General features: G+C 47.8%; 27 protein-coding genes. 2 read left to right on the top strand and 25 right to left on the bottom strand.

The genetic code is table 11. The features are described 5' to 3' along the window. The first annotated feature begins 110 nt into the window (after positions 1-110). The gene (locus tag GCU48_RS26235) at positions 111-725 is read left to right on the top strand and encodes a class I SAM-dependent methyltransferase (RefSeq protein ID WP_152382006.1); all 615 of its coding nucleotides are present in this window, start codon (positions 111-113) and stop codon (positions 723-725) included. A 194-nt stretch (positions 726-919) separates the two neighbouring features. Here GCU48_RS26235 and GCU48_RS26240 read toward each other — a convergent pair whose 3' ends face one another. The 21 genes from GCU48_RS26240 to mtrB form a co-directional block, all read right to left on the bottom strand. After that, the gene (locus tag GCU48_RS26240) at positions 920-2,008 is read right to left on the bottom strand and encodes a prephenate dehydrogenase (RefSeq protein ID WP_152382007.1); all 1,089 of its coding nucleotides are present in this window, start codon (positions 2,006-2,008) and stop codon (positions 920-922) included. A 26-nt stretch (positions 2,009-2,034) separates the two neighbouring features. Further along, the gene (gene hisC, locus GCU48_RS26245) at positions 2,035-3,138 is read right to left on the bottom strand and encodes a histidinol-phosphate transaminase (protein ID WP_152382008.1); all 1,104 of its coding nucleotides are present in this window, start codon (positions 3,136-3,138) and stop codon (positions 2,035-2,037) included. 59 nt (positions 3,139-3,197) lie between these two features. Continuing rightward, on the bottom strand, positions 3,198-4,004 hold the full coding sequence (gene trpA / locus GCU48_RS26250; RefSeq protein ID WP_152382009.1) for a tryptophan synthase subunit alpha: 807 nt from the start codon (positions 4,002-4,004) through the stop codon (positions 3,198-3,200). After that, entirely contained in the window at positions 4,001-5,197 is a 1,197-nt protein-coding gene (gene trpB, locus GCU48_RS26255) for a tryptophan synthase subunit beta (RefSeq protein WP_025718917.1), read from the bottom strand. Before trpB ends, trpA begins: the two co-directional genes overlap by 4 nt. Further along, complete coding sequence (locus tag GCU48_RS26260) at positions 5,194-5,880, bottom strand: phosphoribosylanthranilate isomerase (RefSeq protein ID WP_152382010.1); 687 nt, start codon at positions 5,878-5,880, stop codon at positions 5,194-5,196. Before GCU48_RS26260 ends, trpB begins: the two co-directional genes overlap by 4 nt. Further along, positions 5,877-6,671 (bottom strand): indole-3-glycerol phosphate synthase TrpC, encoded by a 795-nt coding sequence (trpC, locus tag GCU48_RS26265; RefSeq protein WP_152382011.1) that lies wholly within the window; start codon positions 6,669-6,671, stop codon positions 5,877-5,879. The genes GCU48_RS26260 and trpC overlap by 4 nt, the downstream gene beginning before the upstream one ends. Further along, positions 6,661-7,707 carry an anthranilate phosphoribosyltransferase gene (gene trpD / locus GCU48_RS26270; RefSeq protein ID WP_152382012.1) on the bottom strand — a complete coding sequence of 349 codons (1,047 nt, stop codon included), beginning with the start codon at positions 7,705-7,707 and terminating at the stop codon, positions 6,661-6,663. The genes trpC and trpD overlap by 11 nt, the downstream gene beginning before the upstream one ends. A 75-nt stretch (positions 7,708-7,782) precedes the next feature. Further along, positions 7,783-9,333 carry an anthranilate synthase component I gene (trpE, locus tag GCU48_RS26275; protein WP_152382013.1) on the bottom strand — a complete coding sequence of 517 codons (1,551 nt, stop codon included), beginning with the start codon at positions 9,331-9,333 and terminating at the stop codon, positions 7,783-7,785. A gap of 375 nt (positions 9,334-9,708) precedes the next feature. Beyond that, positions 9,709-10,083, bottom strand: coding sequence for a chorismate mutase (gene aroH / locus GCU48_RS26280; RefSeq protein ID WP_152382273.1), 375 nt, complete (start codon positions 10,081-10,083; stop codon positions 9,709-9,711). 3 nt (positions 10,084-10,086) lie between these two features. Continuing rightward, on the bottom strand, positions 10,087-11,181 hold the full coding sequence (gene aroB / locus GCU48_RS26285; protein WP_152382014.1) for a 3-dehydroquinate synthase: 1,095 nt from the start codon (positions 11,179-11,181) through the stop codon (positions 10,087-10,089). Position 11,182: 1 nt separating this feature from the next. Beyond that, positions 11,183-12,352 (bottom strand): chorismate synthase, encoded by a 1,170-nt coding sequence (gene aroC / locus GCU48_RS26290; RefSeq protein WP_152382015.1) that lies wholly within the window; start codon positions 12,350-12,352, stop codon positions 11,183-11,185. A gap of 225 nt (positions 12,353-12,577) precedes the next feature. Then, entirely contained in the window at positions 12,578-13,378 is an 801-nt protein-coding gene (locus GCU48_RS26295) for a CheR family methyltransferase (RefSeq protein WP_025718927.1), read from the bottom strand. Between the two features lie 30 nt (positions 13,379-13,408). Beyond that, the gene (gene ndk, locus GCU48_RS26300; RefSeq protein ID WP_025718929.1) at positions 13,409-13,852 is read right to left on the bottom strand and encodes a nucleoside-diphosphate kinase; all 444 of its coding nucleotides are present in this window, start codon (positions 13,850-13,852) and stop codon (positions 13,409-13,411) included. Between the two features lie 111 nt (positions 13,853-13,963). Then, a complete protein-coding gene (locus GCU48_RS26305) occupies positions 13,964-14,938 on the bottom strand; it encodes a polyprenyl synthetase family protein (protein WP_025718931.1) in 975 nt (324 codons plus the stop codon). Continuing rightward, positions 14,935-15,801, bottom strand: a complete 867-nt coding sequence (locus tag GCU48_RS26310; protein WP_152382016.1) for a menaquinone biosynthetic enzyme MqnA/MqnD family protein — start codon at positions 15,799-15,801, stop codon at positions 14,935-14,937. Before GCU48_RS26310 ends, GCU48_RS26305 begins: the two co-directional genes overlap by 4 nt. Continuing rightward, on the bottom strand, positions 15,758-16,420 hold the full coding sequence (locus GCU48_RS26315) for a UbiX family flavin prenyltransferase (protein WP_025718935.1): 663 nt from the start codon (positions 16,418-16,420) through the stop codon (positions 15,758-15,760). The genes GCU48_RS26310 and GCU48_RS26315 overlap by 44 nt, the downstream gene beginning before the upstream one ends. After that, complete coding sequence (locus GCU48_RS26320; protein ID WP_152382017.1) at positions 16,420-17,292, bottom strand: UbiA-like polyprenyltransferase; 873 nt, start codon at positions 17,290-17,292, stop codon at positions 16,420-16,422. The genes GCU48_RS26315 and GCU48_RS26320 overlap by 1 nt, the downstream gene beginning before the upstream one ends. Continuing rightward, entirely contained in the window at positions 17,285-18,013 is a 729-nt protein-coding gene (locus GCU48_RS26325; RefSeq protein ID WP_152382274.1) for a demethylmenaquinone methyltransferase, read from the bottom strand. Before GCU48_RS26325 ends, GCU48_RS26320 begins: the two co-directional genes overlap by 8 nt. Before the next feature lie 9 nt (positions 18,014-18,022). After that, positions 18,023-18,892, bottom strand: a complete 870-nt coding sequence (locus GCU48_RS26330; RefSeq protein WP_152382018.1) for a heptaprenyl diphosphate synthase component 1 — start codon at positions 18,890-18,892, stop codon at positions 18,023-18,025. Positions 18,893-19,006: 114 nt separating this feature from the next. Continuing rightward, complete coding sequence (locus GCU48_RS26335) at positions 19,007-19,558, bottom strand: hypothetical protein (protein WP_152382019.1); 552 nt, start codon at positions 19,556-19,558, stop codon at positions 19,007-19,009. A gap of 98 nt (positions 19,559-19,656) precedes the next feature. After that, entirely contained in the window at positions 19,657-19,887 is a 231-nt protein-coding gene (mtrB, locus tag GCU48_RS26340) for a trp RNA-binding attenuation protein MtrB (protein ID WP_013310730.1), read from the bottom strand. A gap of 157 nt (positions 19,888-20,044) precedes the next feature. Between mtrB and GCU48_RS27255 the strand changes: the two genes are divergently transcribed. Next, entirely contained in the window at positions 20,045-20,218 is a 174-nt protein-coding gene (locus GCU48_RS27255) for a hypothetical protein (RefSeq protein ID WP_167518787.1), read from the top strand. Between the two features lie 86 nt (positions 20,219-20,304). Here GCU48_RS27255 and GCU48_RS26345 read toward each other — a convergent pair whose 3' ends face one another. The 4 genes from GCU48_RS26345 to GCU48_RS26360 all read right to left on the bottom strand — a co-directional run bounded on the left by GCU48_RS26345 (position 20,305) and on the right by GCU48_RS26360 (position 24,515). Continuing rightward, positions 20,305-20,577, bottom strand: coding sequence for an HU family DNA-binding protein (locus GCU48_RS26345; RefSeq protein WP_013310732.1), 273 nt, complete (start codon positions 20,575-20,577; stop codon positions 20,305-20,307). A gap of 248 nt (positions 20,578-20,825) precedes the next feature. Then, positions 20,826-21,812, bottom strand: a complete 987-nt coding sequence (locus GCU48_RS26350) for an ABC transporter permease (protein ID WP_025720965.1) — start codon at positions 21,810-21,812, stop codon at positions 20,826-20,828. Continuing rightward, complete coding sequence (locus GCU48_RS26355; RefSeq protein ID WP_152382020.1) at positions 21,809-23,326, bottom strand: sugar ABC transporter ATP-binding protein; 1,518 nt, start codon at positions 23,324-23,326, stop codon at positions 21,809-21,811. The genes GCU48_RS26350 and GCU48_RS26355 overlap by 4 nt, the downstream gene beginning before the upstream one ends. A 73-nt stretch (positions 23,327-23,399) precedes the next feature. Beyond that, positions 23,400-24,515: a sugar ABC transporter substrate-binding protein gene (locus GCU48_RS26360; RefSeq protein WP_152382021.1), complete on the bottom strand. Its 1,116-nt coding sequence runs from the start codon at positions 24,513-24,515 to the stop codon at positions 23,400-23,402. Between the last annotated feature and the right edge of the window lie 644 nt (positions 24,516-25,159).

Here is a 25,159-nt window from a genome sequence, read left to right on the forward strand (position 1 = left end):
TCACATGTGGGTTGATAAACTCCGATTTTCAATAATTTACCAATTATTTGATTATTCTATTAAAACACATTATTATATAATAAATTTTTTCAATGGGTAGGAGGCAAGAAATGAATAATAACTGGAACAAGGCAATATATAAGATTTGGTCTCCAATTTATGATAAGTTTTTCAATTCAGGTAGCTTCCTCAATTCTAGAAAGATCATATTTCAAGAAAAGTCATTTCATAGCGCGCAAAAAATACTTTTTGTAGGTGTAGGAACTGGGGCAGATTTAGAATTGATAAATCACTACGGGCTGGATATTACTGCCATAGATTATTCACCTGAAATGCTTAACAAAGCAAAAAAGAAATTTACCAATACCTCCATACAATTCTTAGAAATGGATGCTCAACAAATGAATTTTATGGATGAGCAATTTGATATAGTAGTAGGAAGTTTAATTCTCTCGGTAGTACCTGACGCAAATAAATGCTTCGATGAGATGGTGCGAGTTTTGAAAAAAGACGGGGAACTTATTATTTTCGATAAGTTTTCTCCTAAAGGAAAAAAGCCCTCATTATTCAAAAAAACGCTAAGGCCCGTTATTAAGGTGTTAGGAACCGATATCGGGTTGAATTTTGAAGAACTGTATGAAAAACAAAAACTAAAATTGCGGATCAAAGAGGATGTACCTATAATGTTCGACGGTATGTATAGAAAAGTCATAGTAACCAAGTAACACCTAGAATGATTCCATTTGCTCTTTAAGCAACAAAAAAGCGAGCATAAGAGAACCTTCGCTCGCTTTAAATCTTTTCCTGCAACTTCACTCCCAGAAAGTGTGGTGCTTTTAAGGTGGTCCGTAGCGCAGAGGTTCATTTGAATCTGGAAAGCGGAGCGGTCTCCTTAACGCACACCCACTTTCCCCAATCTTCACACCACTACTTTATAGCCCATCGAACCTAGCAGGCTCTTGGCACGCTCCCAATCCTGCTCCTGCCGGAAGGAAAGCCGCATAATACCGGGGACGTCCTCCCGGCTCTCAATGATTTGCATATTGCTCAGGTTAATGCTGTGATTTCCCAGCTCCATTGCAATCCTTCCGATAATACCGGGCGTATCCGGTACATCAATATACAGATCAAACGTTGAGACGATGACACCTTTGCGGCGCTCCGGCAGTTCACTGCGGAAATGCCCAGCCGTCAAAAACTCGTCAGCGATTCCCTCTCCGTCTTGTGTTCTCAGCAAATGGGTAAAACGCTCAATTTGCCCGTTCCATTCTTCCAACAGGCCTAGCAAAACATCACGATTACTTAGCAAAATGTCCCGCCACACAATCGGATCACTAGAAGCTATCCGCGTAATATCACGGAACCCACCAGCAGCCAATGTCCGGTACAACGGATTTTCATCATTGTACTTTCGCACCTGATTTACCAGTGCGGCTGCAATAATGTGCGGAAGATGGCTAATCGCGCCGACAATATCATCGTGCATGTCAGGTTGGACGCGCACAACCTGAGCCCCTGTGTATTTTAAGAGCTGCTCCAGCGAGCCGTATGCTTCCTCGGGCACATCCTCAGCGGGGGAGAGTACATAATAAGCGTTCTCAAACAGCAACGCCGAAGCAGCCTTTACACCGGAACGCTCCGAGCCAGCCATCGGATGACCGCCGATAAAATAAGCGTTACGCAAAGAAATTTCCGATGCTTTTTTGGCAATCGAGGATTTCGTGCTGCCTACATCAGTAATAATACAACCTGCTTTAAGCGGCAACTGACTTAACAGCTCCAGATAATACTCCAGTAAACCAACAGGGACGCATAAAAAAATAAAATCGGCATCCTCTGCCGCCTCTGCAACCGAAAGAGTCGCGGTGTCCACGACACCACGGCTTAACATCGGTTCCATCAGTTCAGGGAGGTGAGCATGACCCACAACGGTGATGTCCGGCTTCCCTTTAAAACAAAGTGCGAGGGACCCACCAATCAGTCCCACGCCAAAAATGGCAATCTTCATCAATTATCAAATCCCATCTGCGGAAATTATAGGCGTGCTTTCGCCGCTTCCGCCCCCAGGACCTGTTCCAGCGCACGGACAAACAACTCATTTTGCGGCTGCGATCCAATTGACACCCTAATATAAGTCGGATATTTATGATGACCAGCGCGAATGATCACGCCTTTACGAAGCAATTCCTGAAATACCTCACCGGATGGACGACGCACATCCAGCATAATAAAGTTACCGTGTGCCGGAAAAGACTCCAACCCAAGACGCTTCAGCTCATTTTGCAAATAAGCTCTGCCCTCTGCGTTGCGATCCCGACATTCCCGAACAAATTCCTGGTCCTCCAAAGCCGCAATCGCCGCAGCCTGTGCTACCCGTGAAGTATTGAACGGCTCACGAACCTGATTGATCAAACGGATAGTGGACTCGGCTCCCATACCATATCCAATACGCAACGAAGCCAGACCATAGATTTTGGAGAAGGTACGAAGTACAACCAAATTTTCATACGCTGACAACAAGCGGATGCCATCTGGATACGAGCGATCCGTCACAAACTCGGCATAAGCTTCATCCAGCACAACCATCACATGCTTAGGCACCTGCTCCAAAAACGCAAGCAGCTCTGCTTCGGGTACAATCGTGCCTGTCGGATTATTCGGATTACAAACCCAAATAATTTTTGTACGGTCATTGATTTGAGCCAGCATAGCATCCAAATCATGCACACCATCGCGCAAAGGCACCTCAACTGCAACCGCTCCCTCAATTTCCACGTTACTTTTGTATACGGAAAATGTCTGATCAGCCATGATGCTTTCTTCTCCGGGAAGAAGAAATGCACGTGCAATTAACGCAATAATTTCGTCAGAGCCACAGCCAAAAATAAACTGCTCCTCTTTCAAACCCGTCTGTTTGACCAGCGCCTGTGTCAAAGCTACCGCGCTTCCATCAGGATAGACACTAATGTTGGCAAATTCCTGTTGAATCGCCTGCAATACTTTGGGAGAACTGCCATACGGATTTTCATTTGAAGCGAGCTTGATTACTTCATCAAGTCCCAACTCGCGTTTCACGTCTTCAATCGGTTTACCGGGCTGATATACTGGCAAATGTACAATATGCGGTTTAGGTTGCATGCCTCTACCTCCTCTATCCAATCAGAACTGAATTTATTGCTCTCTATATTGACGCCAAATTACTGCTTTAATTGTGCCACAAAATCGTGAATTTGCAAAAGCCCTTCTTCTCTGCGCGCAGAATCCTCCAGCAATGGAATAGCTTCCTCCACCTGACGCACAATGGCACTGCCGACCACAACTCCATCGCAAATGTCTGAAAACCGGACTACCTGTTCCCGAGTTGAAATACCAAAGCCGATCGCCACCGGAATGTCGGTATGCCGTTTGACCTGCGTGATAAAGCCCTCTATCCCTTCAAAAAAGGAAGCTCTCTCCCCGGTTACACCAAGCGAGGATACACAATATACAAATCCACGGGCATTACGGACAATCCGCTCGATCCGCTGCTCAGAAGTTGGAGCCACCAGCGGGATTAGATGCACCCCTACCTCTGCCGCCCGTGTTCCCAGTTCTTCCGCTTCCTCAAGCGGAAGGTCGGGAATAATCAGACCGCTGATACCGTGCTTCTGCAGGCCAGCAAAGAAAGCATCCATACCCATCTGTAAAACAGGATTGTAATACGTAAACAAAATAAAAGGCAGGCTTGAACCTGCCGCCCTAGCCAGAGAAGCTGTCTCCATACAGGTACGGATCGAGATTTGCCGTTTCAGCGCACGCTCAGACGCACGCTGAATGACAGGACCGTCAGCCAACGGGTCGGAATACGGAACACCTAGCTCCAATATATCGGCTCCGGCAGACTCCAGCTGCCGAATAATCTCCACCGTAGTCTCCACATCCGGATCGCCCACCGTCAGAAAAGGAATTAATGCCGTTTTGCCTTCATTTTTAAGGCGTTCAAACGCCTGATCAATTAAATTCATGACGGATTTCCTCCCAAATACTTGATAATGGAGTCCACATCTTTATCCCCGCGTCCAGACAAGCAAATAACGATAATATCATCTGCCGTCAACGTAGGTGCCAGTTTGACGACCTGAGCAATTGCATGTGCCGACTCTAATGCAGGAAGTATGCCTTCCGTACGGCAGAGAAGCTGGAGTGCATCCAACGCTTCCTGATCGGTAATTGGAACATAGTTGGCCCGTTCAATATCTTTCAGATACGAATGCTCCGGTCCAACGCCTGGATAATCCAGTCCGGCCGAGATGGAATGCGCAGGCTGCACTTGCCCGTATTCATCCTGAAGCAGATAACTCATGGAGCCCTGGAAGACCCCTTGTGTTCCCTTGCTCATCGTTGCCGCATGGAATTCTGTTTCTACACCTTTTCCAGCAGCTTCCACACCGATCAAAGCAACGCCCTCATCCTCAATAAAAGGATAAAACATGCCGATGGCATTGCTTCCGCCACCAATCGCTGCTACGACGACATCCGGAAGTCTGCCTTCCTTTTCCAAAATCTGACGACGTGTTTCATCACCAATCACACGCTGGAAGTCCCGCACCATCATCGGATACGGATGGGGACCGACAGCCGAACCCAAAATATAGAAGGTATCATGGACATGACTCACCCAGTAACGCAAGGCTTCATTCCCGGCGTCCTTCAGTGTACGTGTACCCGAGGTCACCGGAATGACCTCTGCACCCAAAAGCTGCATCCGGAATACGTTTAGCTGCTGACGCACAGTATCCTCTTCGCCCATGAACACCTTGCATTCCAATCCGAGCAACGCAGCCACGGTTGCTGTCGCGACACCATGCTGTCCCGCGCCTGTTTCGGCAATGACCTTCTGTTTGCCCATGCGTTTTGCCAGCAATCCCTGTGCCAATGCATTATTGATTTTGTGGGCCCCGGTATGATTCAAATCTTCGCGTTTCAAGTAAATTTTAGCCTCGCCCAGATACTTACTCAGACGCTCTGCATGATAAAGTGGTGTTTCCCGGCCAGAGTAGTCCTTTAGAAGTCCGTTCAACTCTGCTTTAAATTCCGGATCATCTGCGTACTTCCGGTAGGATTCCTCTAATTCAATCAGTGCGTTCATCAACGTTTCCGGTACGAAGCGTCCGCCAAATGTCCCAAAACGTCCGTTGCTATCAGGTAATTGTGTCATGCCTGCTTCACCCTTTCTACGAATGCCGTGATTTTTGAAATGTCCTTGACTCCATCTGTCTCTACGCCGCTGGACACATCCAGCCCTTCGGGATGATACTCGGTAACCAGCTTTTCCGCATTATCAGCAGTCAGTCCGCCGGCTACAAACAAAGGAATTCCATGTTGATGGGTCCAAGCCTGATAGGCAGGAATTCGATCCCATGCAAACGTTCTGCCAGAACCGCCACCATACAGGGGATCATATGTATCTAGCAGTAAAGCGTCAATTGTACCTGCATAGGCTTCCAATTCGTCTGCCGGGCGTTCCGTCTGGCCCTTCCCCGTCGGCTGATGACTGTCTACAGACCAAGCTTTGAATACCTGCACACCAAAACGCTCCCTGATCTCGCTACAGCGCTGCGGACTTTCCTGTCCATGCAGCTGAACGACATCCAATGGAGCTTGCTCCATCACGTCATTTAACAGCGCATCATCAGGATTCACAAATACACCCACGCTGCGCGGTCTGCTGCCCGGAGTCCATTCATCCAATACGCGAAGCAGCTCTCCAGCCTGAGCGCCGTCAATCCGGCGCTTACTGTCGGCAAACACAAAACCTATATAATCGACCGGTAAGTTTATCATAGATTTTAGCACTTCAACGCTTTGAAGTCCACAAATTTTTACGCCCGTTTTATTCATGTTGTAACCCCGTCCATCAAATCCGCTACAGCTTGACCCACATCATTCTTACGCATCAGATGTTCTCCTACCAGAATACCGTGTGCCCCTACCGAATGCAGGTACTTTACATCTTCAGGCCCGGCTATGCCGCTTTCACTAATAAACGTAACTCCTTTAGGAATCAGTGCGATCAGATCTTCCGTCGTTTGGAGGCGGGTCTCGAACGTCCGCAAATTGCGATTATTGACCCCAATCAAGGTTGCTGTGCCCAAATCCAGCACCCCTTTAAGCTCCTCACTGTCATGCACCTCCACCAATGCGTCCAGTCCCAGGTCTCTGGCAATCTGTAAAAACGATCCCAAAACACTTGTCTCCAGTATCGCTGCAATTAACAGCACCGCATCGGCTCCCAGTAGACGAGCTTCATAAATTTGCCGTTCATCAATGATAAAATCCTTTCGCAACAACGGAATGTTCACTTGCTCACGAATTTGGTGCAAATATTCAGGGCTGCCCTGAAAATACGTCACATCTGTCAGTACAGAAATACAATCCGCTCCAGCTCCCTCATAGGCACGAGCAATGTCCACCGGATGGAAATCCGGTCGGATAAGCCCTTTGGACGGTGAAGCCTTTTTCACTTCAGCAATCAGCCCTAGCGGCCGGTTGCGACGCACGGCTATTGCGTCCTCAAATCCTCTTGTTGCAGGCAAATTGGATACCAGCCGTTCCACTTCACTGATATTAAAATGCTCCTTTAGCTGCTCCACTTCCTGTCGCTTCGTCACCACAATTTTATCAAGATACATATTGATATTCCCCCGTCGCCTGTATTAATTGATCCATCTTGGACAGTGCCAGCCCGGTGTCAATGGCTTCCGCCGCCCGTGCTACTCCATCCACCAAGGTAGCTGCCGCGCCCGATACATAAATACACGCGCCAGCATTTGCTAATACGACGTCCCGGTAAGCGCCGCGCTCTCCGTTCAGAATCCGCCGTATAATGTCGGCATTAACCTGCGCATCACCACCCAGTACCTGATCGAGATTATGCATCTGCAAGCCCAGGTCCGACGGCAGAAGCTCAAACGTGTGAACCTTGCCATCCTTCAGCTCAGAGACTCGCGTCGGAGCCGAAATACTAATTTCATCCAATCCGTCCAGACTGCTGACAACCATGGCCCGTTTGGAGCCGAGCTGATTCAGCACCTCGGCAATCACTTCCGTTTTTCCAGCGTCATAAATGCCCAGCAGCTGTCGATCTGCACCAGCCGGATTCGTCAACGGACCTAGCATATTGAACACTGTCCGCACTCCAAGCTCACGTCGCGGCGCAGCAGCATGCTTCATCGAAGGATGATATAGCTGCGCGAACAAAAAGCAGATGCCGATCCGTTCCAGACATGACCGAGCCTGATCACTCGTCAGGTGAATGTTGACTCCCAAAGCTTCTAACACATCTGCACTCCCGGCGTGGCCGCTTGCAGAACGATTGCCATGCTTCGCCACCCGTACAGACACCGAAGCGGCAATGATAGCTGATACTGTAGAAATATTAAACTTGTGAATGCCTGAACCTCCAGTTCCGCATGTGTCCAGCAGACGAGTTTCACCTTCTCCAGTCTGGACTGGACTAGCGTAACTGCGCATCGCCTCGGCAAATCCGGTGATTTCATCCACCGTCTCCCCTTTGATGCGCAGAGCTGTCAGCAGCCCGCCAATTTGCGCCTGTGTAGCACTCCCGCTCATAATCTGCTCCATTACGCTACGGGCCTCCGCACGCGAAAGATGCTGTCCCTCGATAACCCGGCTTAATCCCACTTGCATCATGTTATGTCCTTCCATCACCGTCTCCTCCTCTAAATCAGATTTTTGTGTATTCCGTCTCCCGCAATGAAGTATTACCTGATCAATACTTACTTAAGGAGTATACAAATAATCCTGGTTGATGACGCTGTTGTAGGGCTGTGTCGTTGCCGGGAACATCGCCTCCGCCGTACGGATTGCTTTCAGCAATGCCTTGGCCTTGTTCACCGTCTCCTGATACTCGCTTTCCGGAACCGAGTCCCACACAATTCCTGCTCCTGCCTGGACATAGGCCCGGTTCTTTTTAAACACGATGGTGCGAATAGTAATACAGGTATCCATGTTGCCCGAAAAGCCCAAATATCCAATAGCCCCTGCATAGGGTCCGCGCGCTTCCCGTTCAAGTTCGGCAATAATTTCCATTGCACGCAGTTTCGGCGCCCCCGATACGGTGCCCGCTGGCAGGCAGGACAGGAAAGCATCAAAGAAATCTTTATCCTCGCGTAGTTCACCCGACACATTGGATACAATGTGCATAACGTGGGAATAGCGTTCAATCTCCATAAACGTATCGCATTTGACTGTACCGAACTGAGATACGCGGCCCAGATCATTTCTACCCAAATCGACCAGCATCAGATGCTCGGCACGTTCTTTTTCATCCTTCAACAGTTCTTCAGCAAGCGCCGCATCCTCTGTCTCCATGACGCCACGTGGCCGCGTCCCTGCAATAGGGCGGGTTTCTACCCGACCGTTTTCTACCTTGACAAGCGCCTCCGGCGAAGTGCCCACGATGATCTCGTCATCCATTTTCAAATAATACATGTATGGCGACGGATTCATCGTGCGCAGCACGCGGTATACCTGCAAAGGAGAAGCCTCAGTATCAATGTGAAAACGCTGGGATAGTACAACCTGAAAAATATCACCAGAGCGAATATATTCCTTTGCCTGCTCCACGTTTGCAATAAACTGCTCCTTCGTCACATTCGATTGAATCTCACCCAGTTCCACATCATCAGGAATGAAGGCCGATCCCAATCTCTCTGGTGGTGTCTGCTTGCGCAGATACTGCGCCGTCTCCTCCAGCTTGCGCTCCACCTCAGCATAAGCAGCACGAATGTCCTCATCGCTAAACCCTTCGCCCACATGCACATTACCAACCAGCAAAATTTGCTGCTTTACATGATCAAAAACAATCACTTGATCACAGAACATAAAACGAATATCATCCATATTCAAATCATCTACCGAATGCTCTGGCAGCTTTTCATAGTATTGAAGCAGATCATATCCAAAAAATCCGATTGCTCCACCTGTAAATGGAGGCATTTCTTTTAGTTTGGGACTGCGATATTTGCGAAGCAATGCCTTGAGCGCTTCAAGCGGCTTATCGTTTAAAATTTGCCGTTTACCATGTTGTTCCAAAATCAAACGGCCTTTTTTGCCCGAAACCATCAGGAACGGATCGGTTCCGATGAATGAATGGCGCGCCCACTGCTCGCCTCCCTCTACACTCTCTAGCAGAAAGGCTCGGTCCCGCCCTGCATACCGACGGAAAATCCGAATCGGCGTCTCCATATCGGCCAGCACTTTTTTGTACACAGGAATCAGGTTAAAATCATTCGCCATCGTTATCACTTGCTCCACATGCGGCGTTAACATGAGATCACTTCCTTTCCAATTTGGTGCAGAACCAAAGGAGAGAATAAAAAAGCCCCTACCTGGAAGGTAGAGGCTGTCAGTTATTGAAATTATAAGAATGCTGCCATATGTAAAATGACTACAGCAAACGAGCAAAGCATACACTTTTCCCTTGCTTAATCGCAGGTACCCTCAAATAAGCTTATCTCTCGAAGAAAATCTCTTCAGGGCAAAAGCTCATTCCGCTACCCGGTCTCTGTCATCTCATATGGAATTGGCTAAGGCTGCACTCTTCTCGTCTCAACTCTGGCTCTGGCTAACTCTACTCAACTCTGCTACACACACTATATCTCATAGGATGTCACTTTGGCAACCATCATCTAAAAAAATGGGCGATTATTTTCCTTGGGAAGCCAGATCCGGTCTTAGCTCCTGCGCTCCGTTCAAGTATACATGTTTGATTTCCCGCTGCGATTTATGGGTGTTCACCTGTACCATTAAACGGATACATTTGGGCAAACTACCCGCAACAGGAATTTCCAATGCACACATAAGCGGAACCATATCCCATCCCTCAAGCTGACGTATTGCCTTCGCTGGAAACGCAGTATCCAGATCGTGGGTCACCGTAATCCAGACGTTACTAATATCCTCAGGCTGAATTTCATTGTAGGCTACAATTTCATCTAGCAGTTGGCTTGTCGCTTCCAAAATTTCGTTTTCTTCATTATTCGCCACGGTCGTCGCACCACGAATTCCACGATTGTACATCATTTACGCCTCCTCTTTTAACTGTTCAATGACTTGCCTTATGTCAGAGACGGAAATATCCTTTACAACCTCCACACGCCCGATGCTGCGTGGGACGATAAAAGTAATGCTGCCTTCTTTAAACTTTTTGTCATGCATCATCGCATCCAGCAGCCGATCCGTATTGAGTTGTACTGGAAGGGAGGTTGGTAGCCGCAGCGAGGACAGCATATCTCTTGTTTCTTTGACCACAGAGGTGTCTGCTCCCAGCTTCACACCCAGAAGCGCAGAGCCGACCATACCTATAGAAATGGCCTCCCCGTGTAAAAACTCCCCATATCCCGCTATCGCTTCAATAGCATGACCAATCGTATGGCCAAGGTTTAAAATAGCACGTAAATCATTTTCTCGTTCATCGCGTGAGACCACTTCGGCTTTCACGGAGCAGCCCTTCTCCAGCCCGTACTCCAGGGCTTGCGCATCCAGAGCCAGCAAATCTGCCGCATGATCACGGCACCACTGGGCAAAATCAGCATCCCAGATCAAGCCATGCTTGATCATTTCAGCCAGTCCGGCGGATACTTCACGCGGAGGCAATGTAGACAACGTATCTACATCGTAAAGCACGAGTTCCGGTTGATGGAGAGCTCCAATCATATTCTTTGCCAGAGGATGATTGATGCCAACCTTGCCGCCCACGCTGCTGTCATGGGCGAGGATCGTAGTAGGAATCTGCACAAACTTGACGCCTCTCATATATGAGGCTGCCACAAATCCGGCCAGATCGCCCACTACACCACCACCAAGTGCGATAACGGCTGAGTGGCGATCCAAACCGCCCTTAATGGCTGCTGTTATAACCTGCTCAAATACAGCAATCGACTTGGATGTTTCACCCGGCTTGACGACAAAGGATACCGTCTTGTACCCCGACTCCTGAAGATTGCTCTCCAGTGTCGCTAAATACAATGCAGCTACATTTTGATCAGAGACAATCAACAATGGACTTTTTTGCGTAATTCCTCGTTCCTTCAAAAGCTCTCCGGCCCGATGCAGCAGTCCTCGCCCGATATGAATGGGATAGGAACGTTCTCCAAGTTGTACCGTCAGCGTACTCATCTTAGTACCTCTCCAGTTGTTCTTCGTAGGATGCAATATTCGCCCGAATCTCTTCAATCGAATCTCCGCCGAATTTTTCAAGCAAAGCCTTCGCAATCTCCCAGGCTACGACATGCTCCATCACTACGCTTGCCGCGGGTACCGCACATGCATCCGAACGCTCAACCTGTGCGGTGAACGCTTCCTTCGTATCAATGTCGACGCTTTGCAAGGGCTTATACAGTGTCGGGATCGGCTTCATGACGCCGCGAACCACAACGGGCATTCCATTGGTCATGCCACCTTCAAAACCGCCCAAACGATTGGTACGGCGGTGATATCCACGCTCCTCATCATACAGAATCTCATCATGCACCTGTGAGCCGCGCAGTTCTCCTGCTTCAAACCCGATGCCGATTTCCACACCTTTAAAAGCATTTATGGACATGACACCTTGGGAAATACGTGCATCCAGCTTCCGATCATATTGCACATGACTGCCCAGACCAATCGGAACGCCTTCCACAATACATTCCACTACCCCACCGACCGAATCGCCTTCTTGCTTGATCAGGTCAATGTACGCTTCCATTTTCTTTTCGGTTTCTGGATCGGTCACTCTCACGGAAGAGGCCTCCGTCACGGCAATCAGCTCGTCAATCGGCAACTCACGGTAAGGAGCCTCGATTTCCCCAATGCGGATGACCTGACCTGCCACCTTGATTCCGAACTCTGCCAGCAATTGGCGGGCCAAGCCACCACATGCGACCCGAATCGCAGTTTCACGCGCACTGGAACGCTCCAGCACGTTGCGCAGGTCCTTCAGGTTGTATTTCATTCCACCGTTCAAATCGGCATGACCCGGACGCGGACGGTGAACCCGGCGCTTTTCTTCATCACTGCCTTCGATCGGCTCAATATTCATAATATTCTGCCAGTGCTTCCAATCGTTATTTTCCACAATCAGTGCAATCGGTGCACCTGTGGTATAACCGTGACGCACGCCTCCGGCAATGCTCGCCGTGTCCTTTTCAATCTGCATACGCCGACCCCGTCCATACCCTTTTTGACGACGGTGCAGCTGGAAATTCAATTCCTCAAAATCCAATTTTAAATTGCTAGGCATGCCCTCTACAATTGCAGTTAGCTGGGGACCATGCGTTTCCCCCGCGGTTAAATAACGTAAACTCATGACGCGTTCCCCCTTTAAACTGTTAAACTGTGCATCGCTAAAATCTTTAACTGTGCTTCATTATAGTATACGCACCTTTCTTTGACAAGAAAAGCCACAGCTATGCAGATAAACAAAAACACGCCCCTTAGGCAAAGCCAAAGGACGTGCACTTCCGATAAGCAAGCTATCAATATGCTATTATCTGAAAAACATTTATTACGAATTGTCGATAATATGTCTGAACTATGCCTTTTTACGATAAAAAAAGGTTTCCGTCGATTCCAGACCATATTGGTTGGGAGAAAAAATTTGCTCTGTACTGCCAACAAACAGTACACCACCGGGACGAAGACTAGCTGCAAACTTCTGGTACAGCTTATGCTTGGCCTCTTCAGTAAAATAAATCATAACATTGCGACAGATAATGAGGTCATAGTTATCTTCAAACGTATCCAGCAGCAAATTTTGCTTTTGAAATTTCACAGCCTGTTTCAAACGGTCATCCACCCGAAACATTGCACCATCCGGTTTGAAATATTTGCTGGCTACCTGCTCAGGCACATCCTTGAGCGAACGCTCCAAATATCTGCCTTCCTTGGCTTTAGCCAATGCACCGTCATCAATATCGGAAGCCGTAATGGAACAATTGTCCAAGATTCCCTTGCCGTCCAGAACCATAGCCAAGCTGTAAGGCTCCTCGCCAGTCGAGCAGGCCGCACTCCACAGCTTGAGCTTCTGCTTGCCTACAAGCAACTGTGGCAGAATTGTATCCCGCAGTACTTCCCACCGATTGGGATTACGCCAAAATTCGGAAACATTGATCGTCATGCGATCGAGAAATTCATAAAACAGGGGTTTTTCCTTCATCATGGCATCATAAAAAGAAACAAAACTGGGAAACCCGTTTTTGTTGCGAAGTGTCGTTAACCGCCTTTTCATCTGTGCTTCTTTGTATTGCGCAAGATCAATACCTGTGCTGTCCTTAATTTTGCGGATAAACGCCGTATAATCGGGGTCCGTCTGACCCAGTTCCAGATCCGTCATGCTACCATCCTTCTTCATACGAGATTAAACTTACACCCAGGTCTCCACACTTTTCTCATACCGAACCGATTCTTCCGGCATGAAAAAATTCGCAATCTCGCGTTCCGCGCTCTCCGGTGAATCCGAACCGTGTATGAGGTTAAACGGTGTATGTGCAGCAAAGTCTCCCCGGATCGTGCCCGGTAGAGCCTCTGTTACTTGTGTTTTACCAATCAACAAGCGGGAAAGCGTAACAATGTTGTCCCCTTCCCAAATCATGGCAAATACAGGGCCTGACGTGATAAAGCCTACAAGCTCTTCAAAAAAGGGCTTGCCCACATGCTCCGCATAATGTCGTTCCGCCTGTTCTCTAGATACCTGCACAAGTTTGCCAGCCGTCATTTTGAAGCCTTTGTCCTCCAGGCGACTGATAATACGTCCAATCAGCCCGCGTTGTACTCCATCAGGTTTAACCATCAAAAACGTGCGATCCATCGGCTCACTCCCAATCCAGTCTTAATGTATTTATACAGTACTAATCTGTATTGTAACAGAAAGCTTGGATTCGGTTAAAGTATTTTGTCACAGCTAACCCAAAACACAACTTTAGTAGGAGCGGCGCGTCACAAAATGAGCAATATCGCGAAGCGTTTTTTTCGTTTTGACATCTGGCAGTAAGTCCAGCGCGTTCAGCGCTTTCTTAATATATCGGTCAGCGAGAATTTCAGCTTTAGCGATTCCTTCACTTTTTTTGATCAAATCCACCGCTTTACGAGTATCTCCTTGCCCATCCCCGTCCTGAATACGACCTATTTCAGCCAGCAGATCCTCACGCAGCTCAGGCTGCTTGAGCGCATAAATAACCGGAAGCGTAATATTCCCCTGCCTCATATCGCTGCCTGGCGGCTTGCCGATTTTTTTTTCCGTACCGCAGAGATCGAGCAAGTCATCCTGAATTTGAAAAGCCATACCCACGTTATAGCCATAGCTGTACAACAGGGAATTGACTCTTTCCCGTGCCCCCGCAGCCATAGCGCCCAATTGGCAGCTAACCGCAATAAGCAATGCTGTTTTACGCCGTATGCGCAGCAAATAATTACGCACACTTTGATCCACATTAAAAAAATCGCGGATTTGTTCCATTTCACCAATGGACATCTGTACTAACGCCTTCGATAGCACCCGGTGAATATCCGGGCTCGGCAATTCAGCAACTATAGACAGCGCACGTGCATATATGTAGTCTCCTGTGTACATTGCCACCCGATTGTCCCATTTGGATTTGACAGTGGGTTGACCGCGTCTCATTTCGGCATCGTCAATCACATCATCGTGAACGAGAGAGGCAGAATGAATCAATTCGAGTGGTACCGCTATGTGTTTGAGCTTGTCCAGATCGTATTCTCCAAACTTGCCTCCCAGCAGTACAAACACTGGACGCAAACGTTTGCCTCCTGCCTTAAGCAGATGGAGCGATGTATCATTAATCAACGGCTCCGTACTATCAATACTGCGGTACAGCTCTTCCTCTATGAAGTTCATATCCTTCTTTAATAAACCAAACAAATCCAATCGTTTCATTCTTTCACCCGTGTCAGCGTATTGTCACTCCAGAGAAGCGGCTTCACTTGTCGGTCAAGCAGCCCCAGTTCATGCGCATATTGAAAATAAAGCTCTAAGCCTTTTTGTTGCTTCTCTCCAAAATCATAACACAGATTAGTAAAGTAGCGCTCCCAATAATCTCGCAGGCCACCAATTTCCTTGCAAGCCTCGGAGACAACCGAGGTCAAATCAGACAAACTGCGCTGCTTGCTTGCACGGAACGCATTAGTAATTTCAGCTACGGCTTCGGGATTCTCAGCTGCAACAGCACGGCGCACTGCCCATACGGCAAAGGTCATGCTGTGCCCAGTCCAGCGTTTCCACTCTTCGCCCAGGTCCGTTACATGCAGATCTTCACTCCGCCAAGAGGCCTTGATCGCGTGATCTCCAATCAGCAGCCCCGCATCCGCCTGTTCCAGCATCAAATCCAAATCCGGTTCACAGTCAAAATAGGACGGCTGCCCTTCCCACGCTTTTTGCATCAGAATTTTCAACAAATTCACGGATGTAGCAGATGTATTCGTTAATGCAATCGTTCCGTTTTTGATGTCATCAAGCGGCTTGCGTGAAAACAGGAAAATGGATTTCACAGGACCATCTGCACTGACAGATAAGTCCGGCAGCAGCAGCATTTCCTCCGCGCCTGATGCAAAGGCAAAGGACGACATCGCGCTGATATCCAGACTCCCGTTCAGCATACCGCGATTCAATTCCGCCGGAACTTTTGAGATCATCTCTGCCGGGTGAACAAGCTCTGAAGGATTAAAATAATGAAAAATTGGCCAAGCGTTTGTATATTTAATTTTTCCGATTGTGATCATCTTGGTGTCTGGCGTTGGCATCGGAATCCCCCCATCTCGTAAACAGTTGATGTTCGATTCGCAAGCTGTCTAATACTTTGCCTACGAGGAACAATACAATATCATCCAGTGTCTTTGGATGAAAGTAAAAAGCCGGCATGGCCGGAATCATTTTGACGCCTAGTCTCGCAAGCTTAAGCATATTTTCCAAATGAATGGCATGAAGCGGTGTTTCACGAGGCACGAGGATCAGTGGACGCCCCTCCTTCATCATGACATCCGCTGCACGTGCCATCAAATTATCGGACGAACCATGTGCTACCGCAGACAACGTTCCCATGGAGCACGGCATAATAATCATCGCATCCACCAGATAGGAGCCGCTCGCAATAGATGCTCCGATATCTGTGAACGGATGGTATACAAGAGAACCGGGACGGCCTCCGAATTGTTCATCCAAAGCCCCCTCCCGGTCAGTCACGTTCCAGCCCAATTCCTCTTTCAGTACCCGCCAGCCGGCATTGGAAACAATCAGGTGAACTGTGTATTTCAAGTCCAGCAGTGTCTCTACCAGTCGTACACCATAAATGCTACCGCTCGCGCCTGTAATGCCGATAACGATTCGTTTGCCTTGATGGCTACTCACCTGATCAGAATTCATTAGTATTGACGCACCACCAAATCAATCAGTGTAAAAGCAAATACGACCATGCTAAGCACACCGTTCATTGTAAAGAACGCCGTCTGCAAACGGCTCATATCTTTCGGAGAAAGGATATAATGCTCATAAAATAGAATAATGTACGAAATAATCATACCTGCCAGATACCACCAGCTTAAATCTGCAACAAAGAAAAGGACAATAAATCCGATTGCCGTAATGACATGGAATGCCCGGGCAATGTTGAGTGCACCTGCTATACCAAAACGGGCAGGAATGGAATAAACACCCTCGTTCTGGTCAAAATCAATGTCCTGACAAGCATAAATAATATCAAAGCCAGCCGTCCAAAATGCAATTGTGAGATACAATACAAGAGCAGTCATATCCATCTGTCCCGTTACTGCAACCCACGCCCCCAGCGGCGCCAAACCAATCGTTAGGCCCAGTACAACATGACAAAGCCAAGTGAAACGCTTGGTATAAGAATAAAAAACAAGCATAAAAAAGGCCAGCGGGAACAGCTTGAACGCTAGCGGACTTAGCTTGAATGATGCCCAGAATAACAACAATAAACTGATGATAATGAAAATAACCACTTCGCTTGATTTGAGCAGCCCTGCCGGGATCGCTCGTCCTGCTGTACGTGGGTTTTTCCCGTCAATGACACGGTCAATCATGCGATTGAAGCCAAAGGCCGCACTACGTGCGCCAACCATAGCCAGTAAAATCCACCCGATTTGCGGCCATGAGGGAAGGCTGCCTGTCACGACAACCGCCCCCAATACAGCCCCCATAAATGCAAATGGGAGCGCAAATAACGTATGTTCAATTTTAATCATTTCCAAAAAAATAGCAATTTTCTTAAACATGCTGACTCTCCTTGATTCCAATATGCAATGCCGCGATGCCTCCGGTGAGAGAATGAGCCTGTACATCCTTTAATCCGATTTCACGGAAGATGTCGGCCAGCTCATCCCTTCCTGGAAAAAGCGCCAACGAATCAGGGAGCCATTTGTATTGCTCATAACGTTTGGCGAACAATTTGCCGAGCATGGGCAAGATGTGTTGAAAATATGCGTAATAAATCCCCTTGAACGGCTGCCAGGTTGGCTTGGACAGTTCCAGACATACGACCTGTCCACCAGGTTTGACGACTCGTTGCATTTCCTGTAGCACACGGCGCATATCTGGCACATTGCGCAGACCGAAACCAATCGTCGCATAATCGAATGAATTGTCTTCAAAAGGCAGTTCCATCGCGTTGCCCCGAACAAGCTTGATCTGCTTTTCCCGGAATTCTGATTTAATCTTGTGCTCACCTACATTAAGCATGTTTTGACTAAAATCCAATCCCACGATGTGACCACTTTCACTTGCACGCGCCATCGCAAGCGTCCAGTCACATGTCCCACAGCAAAGATCAATTGCCGTTTTCCCGTGCTGCATATTCATTTTTTTCATCGTAAATTTCCGCCAAGCCTTGTGTCTGCGAAAGCTCAGTATATCGTTCATCAAATCGTATTTACCTGCTATACTTTCAAACACGCCATGAACGAATTGCTCTTTCGGCTTGGTGTCGCTGGTTCCCATGACGTTCACCTAACCTTCCCTCACAACCGGGTGCGGACTATTCAGCAGCTTCAGGAAAGGTTCCAGCATGCGTCCAAATTCCTCGGTCCCCGTATTTTGATCATCAGACAGAATTTGCCGGATGTGCAGAACAGCCGTTCGAAGCTTGTCCATTATCGCATCCTCGGCTTTGTATTTCTGAACAAGACTAAGCCATGCTTCCGTATCAATACCAGTCTCTGAAAGCAGCGCCAGCTCGCTCTGATCCCCGTTATTGTAAACATGCCAGAACATATATCCGAAACGGGACTTGTCCGGCTTTGCTCGCTTGTCCCATTCCTCCACCAGCGTATCACAGAGGGCAAATTCGTGGAGAAGCTGCTCCCAAACATCCCGATCCTGTTCTGCTACAAGTGAAGTCAACGATAAAAAAAGCTCCTTTTTAAAACGAACTATCTGGGATAAATACTGAGCCGCATCCAGGCGGAGGTGCTTCATCTCCCAATACAGGCTCATCTTACCGGCATTGACCTCACATACGGCATCACTCAGCTTTGAAATGATTGTAATTCGGCCTGCCAGTGCAAGCAATTGATAAAAACGGCTGCTAAAATAATCCCCAGCCAACACTTTCAGCTGCCTGGAACGCATCTCTTCCGGACTCCGAATTCCGGATAAAGTGTCGATCATGTCGTGCGTATCCAGCCCCATCTGCAGAAGCGAGGTGACCAATGCGTACAGCTCATCCTCGCTTGCATGCAGCTCCTGCATATTCCGGTTCAAAAACACAAATAGCAAACGGGTACGGCTGTCAGGAAAAGCCGGCATTTCCGTATGTTGTTGAATCATGTCGTATTCCACATATTTCCTTGCTAATTGGGGTACGCGATACGCTTTCATCCTAAGCCTCCGAGCCATGACTTTCTGGTGTATCAAATAATTGCAATGCCTTATATTATATCACAATTTAAAATGATTCGCGACTAAAGCACCGTAGGTCCAAAGGTAAAACTTCTAATCTGTGTATACACCGTCAAACCTCTTTTGCCACATGGGTGTAACTGTAATGCGGAAACAGGATTTCAGTTGCTCAGGTAATTCTGCGCCTTCCCGGCTCCTTAGCTGTTCCAGGGCTTCGTTCGTCCACTCATTCCGGCGTATATCGGATGCCAGTAGCAAATGGCGTTCACCCGACCATTCGTCCTGCGTCACCACCCGGAACAGCAATTGCCGTACATTTGTCGTTCCGTAAAAGCTAAAGGCAACAAGCTCCGCCATATTTTGATAAATCTCCAGCGGTGCAGTTTCTTCCTTTGACAGCCTTACATCTAGGGTCAGGACTGAATGTTCCCAGCTTACGCTGGCAATCGGTGTTGTCAAGGGAAGCTCCTTGAGCGTATCCACCAGATTGTCATCGGTCAGCAGCACTCGCTGCTGAGGCGATATCGCCGCCTGGGTCTCACGGACAGCTGCGGTTCCCGAATCCAGTGCCTGTAAGAACGGCAGCAATACAGCTGCCGCAGCGGTTATGAGAATCGAGCTGGCGAGTACAATCCAAGGTTTCATCCGAGCCTCCCCTGACCCCTACCCCATAATGTGGGCTTGCTATGGTAAAGGTCCTCACTCTCATTGTACAACAAAAAAAAGCAGGCTATGCCTGCATTTTAATCCTCTGTATCCACAACTCCGTGTTTGGTCATAACTACGGCTTTACCGCGAATTTTAATAGCAGAGGTGTGATCCGTAAACTGAACGATTAGCACCTCACCCTTGTCCAGTTTTTCTGAATGATGCAAGCGTGTATCTTGACCTCTAGTTAGACCAAAAACCTGACACCCGTTACTTTTTGCTTTTATTACGACGTACTCACTGCTACCCGTCACGTTATCTTCCATTTCTTTTCCCCCCTGAGAGCCGAAGCTATACTTTTTATGATGGAGATTTGAGCTTGTTTTGTCAACCACATGCTTCCGGCTTTACCTGCAACAATTAGCGTGTCGCGAGCCATACTATCCGTGCAACCTTATATGTTTACGAAAGGAGCCAAATCAGATGAAAAACTATCGTCCCGCCAAGCTTAATCCTGCCCAAATCGAGCGACTCCAGCAGCTGGAGCATGAATTTGCCGAGCTGACAGGTGAGCCACTAATCCTGATCGCTTATGCCTCGCGGAACGATAAAATAGCTTCCTCTTCTTCTGTCCAAAGTACCTCTACCCTAGTGTAATCTATCCCGTAGCAAACAGGACAAAAAGAAAAGGCCGTGAATCAAATTCACGGTCTTTCCAGCGCAATGGGAATATGTAAGAAATCTTATTTGATTCCGTCCTTGAGCGCTTTACCCGGTTTAAATGCCGGAATTTTGCTCGCAGGGATTTCGATTTCTTCTCCTGTTTGCGGGTTACGTCCTTTGCGTGCGGAACGTTCACGAACCTCAAAGTTACCAAAACCTACCAGCTGCACCTTATCTCCGCTTTGCAGCGCTCCGGAGATCGCCTCAAAAACAGCGTCAATGGCTTTGGTTACGTCCTTTTTGGACAACTCGGTGCTTTCAGAAACCTGATTGATCAAATCCGTTTTATTCAAAATATTCACCTCCTAATTCAAGTGTAGTCCAGCATTAAGGTTATCGGTGCTGTAGACCCGATACGAAGTCGCCTGTATAAAATAACCCGGGCGGCATACTGCCTTCCATAATGTTATCATCTGTTTCCGTTTCGTCGTTAAATATACATAGAATATACCTAACCTCCGCAATATAGGCCGAAACTGGCGTTATATGGCACCCTTCTTGCGTGGAACAAAGTTTATAGTAATACAGTCCACAGACAATTTCAAGTACGGCGACGGTTTAACACGTAAAAAGTAACAGCCAGCGCAAGCACCAGCACTACGCCTTTGACGATATCATGAACGAAATATTGCACATTCATCATCGTCAATCCATTAACCAGCACCCCGATCAGTACCGCGCCAATAAAAGTACCGATGACATTGGGTTTGCCGGCTCCAAAGACCGAAAAACCAACGAAAACAGCAGCGACGGCCTCCATAAGTAATGGAGAGCCTGCGTCAATTTGACCAGAGCCTACACGGGAAGCATACAATATACCAGCTATCGCCGCAAACACGCCCGAAGCCACGTAAGCAAGTGTGCGGACTTTTTTTACCCGTATGCCAGACAAACGAGCGGCTTCCTCATTGCCTCCAGTAACATACATTTGACGCCCATGCTTTGTGTAAGTCAGGAAAGTATGCACCACCGCTACGGCCAGCAGCAGCAAAATAACTGAAATCGGGATACCCAGCCATTTACCTTGTCCCAACAGAAGAAATGCAGGAGATATCTCTCCTGACGCCTTGCTGCCATCAGGAAACTGCATATGATTGTAAATGGTGTAGCCTTGTGCGTATGTTTTATGAATCCCACTTACAATATACATGATTGCGAGGGTTGCCAGCAAATCGGGAATACGTAATTTGATGATCAGCAATGAATTTAATAGTCCAACCAAAGCTCCGACAGCCAAAGATACGATGATGACCACCGCAACAGGCTGTTCATACCAAACCATCAACGAAGCTGAAACTACTGTCGTCAAAGATACCGTAGCTCCAACCGACAGGTCAAAACCGTCCACGATCAGTGACAACGTCACACCAATTGCGACAAAAGTTACGATAGCAATCGAACCAAGAATGTCCATTAAGTTATCGTACGTCCAGAAATAAGGTAATGTGGCTGAAAAAAAGGCCAGCACACCAATAATTACAACGATAGCCCCGTAACGAAATGAGACGTTTAACCATTTTTCCTTCATGAATGCACCTCTTCACCGCCGCTGGCATATAACAGAAGTTGCTCCTGTTCCACTTCGCCCCGTGCAAATTCCTTAATTATTTTGCCATCATACATCACTGCAATCCGATCCCCAATGCCGATCCCTTCAGCAAATTCACAGGTGAGATAAATGATCGCTTTTCCTTGTGCCGCCAATTCACCAATGATACGGAAAATATCACTTTTTGCCCCGATATCCACACCTTTGGTCGGCTCGTCAAAAACAAACACATCCGCCCCGGAATGCAGCCATTTCCCAATTGCTACCTTTTGCTGATTCCCGCCGCTCAAATATTTAACATTTTGACGCAGAGATGATGTCTTAATGCCAAGAGATGCGACGACCTTATTACCGTTAGCACGTTCTTTGGGTCGACTGATGAAACCAAGAACACTCAGCTGGCCCAAGAGCGGGAGACTAAGGTTTCGTTCAACGTTCTCCTCTATTAGTACCCCCTGCTTCCGCCGCTCCTCGGGTATAGACACAATCCCTTGCACGACCGCATCCGCAGGCTCTCTCAAACGAATGGAGCGGCCTTTAAAGACCAGTTCACCCCGATCGGGCTTGTCTGCCCCTGTAAGAAGCCGTGACAGTTCCGTCTTGCCTGCACCAACCAATCCCACAATAGACAAAACTTCTCCACGTCTGACCTGCAAATCTACGCCGTGAACTCGTAAACCCTTGCGCAGCCCTCTCGCTTCCAAAATTGCTTCCCCAATAGGAACCTCTGTTTTCGGAAACTCCTCTTCAAATGTTTTCCCAAGCATATACGTAACAATGTCGCCTACACTTAAATCAGAGGCAGGACCCGTGAACACACGCTCACCGTCACGCATCACCGTAACACGGTCACTATGCTCAATGACCTCCGGCAGCCGATGTGTGATAAGGATGCATGCAACCCCCTCGTCCTTGAGGGTATGGATCGTACGGAACAAGCGCCGCGTTTCTTCCTCGCTGAGCGGCGCTGTAGGCTCATCAAAAATGATCGTCTTCGCTTGCTGTGTCAAAATACGTGCGATAAGTACAAGCTGCTTCTCTGCCAACGTTAATTCAGACACATATTGTCTTACATCAATATCAGCCCCCAGCCGTACCAAGGCCTCACGAGCTCGTCTGCGCATAGAACCCGGCATGGCCCACCATCGTCCTTCAGGTGCTGACAAATCGTCTAAAATAATGTTCTCACCGACGCTTAACTGAGGTACAAGCGCCGAATCGACCTCCTGATATACACAGTGAATTCCGGCTCTTTTGGCCTCCCACGGTGAGCTAATGCTCAGTTCCTCGCCACCGGCTACGATGGCTCCCTGATCCGAACGATATGCGCCGGACAAAATTTTCATCAACGTGCTTTTGCCTGCCCCGTTAGCACCCAACAGCGCATGAATTTCGCCGCCATGTACTGTAAAATCCACGGCTCGCAGGGCGTCCACACCAGCAAACCGCTTGCTGATTTTCCTCATCTCCAGTGTATATGCTTGTGAACTCATTACTCATAGTAACCCCCTCGGCTTGCTTATGATAAAAGCGCGCCGAAGCGCGCCTGTGCATGATGCGTACATTTTATTTGGATGTTTCATATTCCTTCATCCAATCCTTATAGCCTTGCTCGCTTTGGCCCCATCCCTTCACATATTGAGACAGCTCGGATGTGGAAATTTGCTTATCTGGCAGTGCTTCGCGTTGCACATATACAGCCTTCAATACCACCTTCTCCTCCGGGTTATCCCCATGCAGCTTCTGATATGCATAGCGCACTTGTACGCGCCCGATATCTGTTGGGTCTACGGCCGCCGAAGCCACCCAAGGGTTTTTCGGGTCCTGAATCATTTGCAAGTCCTCGTCGCTCATATCAATACCATAGACTTTAATTTCCGTACGTCCCGCTTGTTGGATAGCGCGGGCTGCACCCTTGGCGAATTCATCCCAGGCGGCCCAGACAGCTGTAATTTCGCCCTTAGGATATTGCTTCAACACAGCCTCCATCTTCGCTTGTGTATCCAAAGCAGGATTCTGCGCAGAACCAAAAGTCGCAATTTCTTTTATATCCGGATTAGATTTCAAAAATGCATCGTAAGCAACCTGACGACGTTCCATCGGTGCAAATCCGGCAACCCATACTTTTACGATGTTGCCTTTGCCGCCAATATCCTTTTTCATTTGCTCCAGCGTTAGCTCAGCCATGTTTTGATCATCCTGCGAGAGCACTACCGCGCCCGGAACGTTGACGTCAGCATCGAACACGATAACCGGAATATTGCGGGAAATTGCTTTTTTCAGTCCTGTCTCCAGCAACGCATCACCATGATCGGTTAAAATCACATCAAACTGCTGGTTAATTGCGCTATCAAGCAAGGAGGCCATTTTAGCCTTATCGTTATCTGCTACAAACTTAGTCAGCGTTCCACCAAATTTCTTAACTTCCTCTTCCACACCTTGAACATACTGCTGGGAAAATGTGCCTGTGTTAAACTCCATGATCAGCGCAACACGTTTACCTTTTAGATTTGAGCTACCCGTTTTTCCCTCTGCTGTATTCGATCCCGCAGTGCTTGTCCCTTGAGCGCCGCTCTCTGTTTTCGGCCCGCCACATGCAGTGACCAGCAGAACCAGCACCAGCAGCATGATGGCCCCCAGCCCTAGCCTTTTGTTTCTTTGGAGCTCTTTTCGGATATTCATGATTTCATTTCCCCCTCGTTCAATCCACAAAATGATTCAAATTTGATACTTAATATATCGCGTTAAACCAAGTATGTAAATAGGTTTTGTTAATATAAAAATATTTTCCGAATTTATACGACAAAATACGACAATTTTATAAGAAAAATAACTTAGATTCCGACAAAATAAAGTATTAGCCGGCTTGTTTAGGGCCCTTCTTCCCCCAATTCAAAACAGAAAAAATTAAACAACCGTTTCCTGATTGAATACCAGTTGCTGCTTAAAGGCTATCCCGGAGATACAGACCTCCTTGTCATTTTTAGCTTCGATTTTCCTATTCGCTACAAACAAATTCATCTTTCTGTATGCAAGCGCATATTTCCTAGAGTTGAAGTATTCTTGCCGGTTGACGATTCTGCACACAAAGTATTTGAATACTTGGGGTGGCCTGTCGAGTGTCAGAACTACGCTGTCAATCAATAGTCAGTCAAATCGCTGCATGATCGCTCCAGAAAAAAATCGTTTATTGCAGATTTAATTACAAGTGTATCGTTGCAATAGAAACTACATTCCGTTAACGAGAAATGTACGCTCAATAAAACAGCGGCAGCCTAGGACTTTATTTCTCGTCCGTAGCTGCCGCTGTTTCGTTTTGTGAGTTA

The organism is Paenibacillus brasilensis, from assembly GCF_009363115.1.
GTDB classification, from domain to species: domain Bacteria; phylum Bacillota; class Bacilli; order Paenibacillales; family Paenibacillaceae; genus Paenibacillus; species Paenibacillus brasilensis.

Bases quoted from the DNA above. Each gene is read 5' to 3' on its own strand.
- GCU48_RS26235 (WP_152382006.1), top strand. From the start codon at position 111: ATGAATAATAACTGGAACAAGGCAATATATAAGATTTGGTCTCCAATT.
- GCU48_RS26240 (WP_152382007.1), bottom strand. From the start codon at position 2,008: ATGAAGATTGCCATTTTTGGCGTGGGACTGATTGGTGGGTCCCTCGCA.
- hisC (WP_152382008.1), bottom strand. From the start codon at position 3,138: ATGCAACCTAAACCGCATATTGTACATTTGCCAGTATATCAGCCCGGT.
- trpA (WP_152382009.1), bottom strand. From the start codon at position 4,004: ATGAATTTAATTGATCAGGCGTTTGAACGCCTTAAAAATGAAGGCAAA.
- trpB (WP_025718917.1), bottom strand. From the start codon at position 5,197: ATGACACAATTACCTGATAGCAACGGACGTTTTGGGACATTTGGCGGA.
- GCU48_RS26260 (WP_152382010.1), bottom strand. From the start codon at position 5,880: ATGAATAAAACGGGCGTAAAAATTTGTGGACTTCAAAGCGTTGAAGTG.
- trpC (WP_152382011.1), bottom strand. From the start codon at position 6,671: ATGTATCTTGATAAAATTGTGGTGACGAAGCGACAGGAAGTGGAGCAG.
- trpD (WP_152382012.1), bottom strand. From the start codon at position 7,707: ATGGAAGGACATAACATGATGCAAGTGGGATTAAGCCGGGTTATCGAG.
- trpE (WP_152382013.1), bottom strand. From the start codon at position 9,333: ATGTTAACGCCGCATGTGGAGCAAGTGATAACGATGGCGAATGATTTT.
- aroH (WP_152382273.1), bottom strand. From the start codon at position 10,083: ATGTACAATCGTGGAATTCGTGGTGCGACGACCGTGGCGAATAATGAA.
- aroB (WP_152382014.1), bottom strand. From the start codon at position 11,181: ATGAGTACGCTGACGGTACAACTTGGAGAACGTTCCTATCCCATTCAT.
- aroC (WP_152382015.1), bottom strand. From the start codon at position 12,352: ATGAGTTTACGTTATTTAACCGCGGGGGAAACGCATGGTCCCCAGCTA.
- GCU48_RS26295 (WP_025718927.1), bottom strand. From the start codon at position 13,378: ATGACGGATCTGGAACTGGGTCAGACGGACCCCGATTATACGGCGTTT.
- ndk (WP_025718929.1), bottom strand. From the start codon at position 13,852: ATGGATCGCACGTTTTTGATGGTTAAACCTGATGGAGTACAACGCGGG.
- GCU48_RS26305 (WP_025718931.1), bottom strand. From the start codon at position 14,938: ATGAAACGATTGGATTTGTTTGGTTTATTAAAGAAGGATATGAACTTC.
- GCU48_RS26310 (WP_152382016.1), bottom strand. From the start codon at position 15,801: ATGCCAACGCCAGACACCAAGATGATCACAATCGGAAAAATTAAATAT.
- GCU48_RS26315 (WP_025718935.1), bottom strand. From the start codon at position 16,420: ATGAATTCTGATCAGGTGAGTAGCCATCAAGGCAAACGAATCGTTATC.
- GCU48_RS26320 (WP_152382017.1), bottom strand. From the start codon at position 17,292: ATGTTTAAGAAAATTGCTATTTTTTTGGAAATGATTAAAATTGAACAT.
- GCU48_RS26325 (WP_152382274.1), bottom strand. From the start codon at position 18,013: ATGGGAACCAGCGACACCAAGCCGAAAGAGCAATTCGTTCATGGCGTG.
- GCU48_RS26330 (WP_152382018.1), bottom strand. From the start codon at position 18,892: ATGAAAGCGTATCGCGTACCCCAATTAGCAAGGAAATATGTGGAATAC.
- GCU48_RS26335 (WP_152382019.1), bottom strand. From the start codon at position 19,558: ATGAAACCTTGGATTGTACTCGCCAGCTCGATTCTCATAACCGCTGCG.
- mtrB (WP_013310730.1), bottom strand. From the start codon at position 19,887: ATGGAAGATAACGTGACGGGTAGCAGTGAGTACGTCGTAATAAAAGCA.
- GCU48_RS27255 (WP_167518787.1), top strand. From the start codon at position 20,045: ATGAAAAACTATCGTCCCGCCAAGCTTAATCCTGCCCAAATCGAGCGA.
- GCU48_RS26350 (WP_025720965.1), bottom strand. From the start codon at position 21,812: ATGAAGGAAAAATGGTTAAACGTCTCATTTCGTTACGGGGCTATCGTT.
- GCU48_RS26355 (WP_152382020.1), bottom strand. From the start codon at position 23,326: ATGAGTTCACAAGCATATACACTGGAGATGAGGAAAATCAGCAAGCGG.
- GCU48_RS26360 (WP_152382021.1), bottom strand. From the start codon at position 24,515: ATGAATATCCGAAAAGAGCTCCAAAGAAACAAAAGGCTAGGGCTGGGG.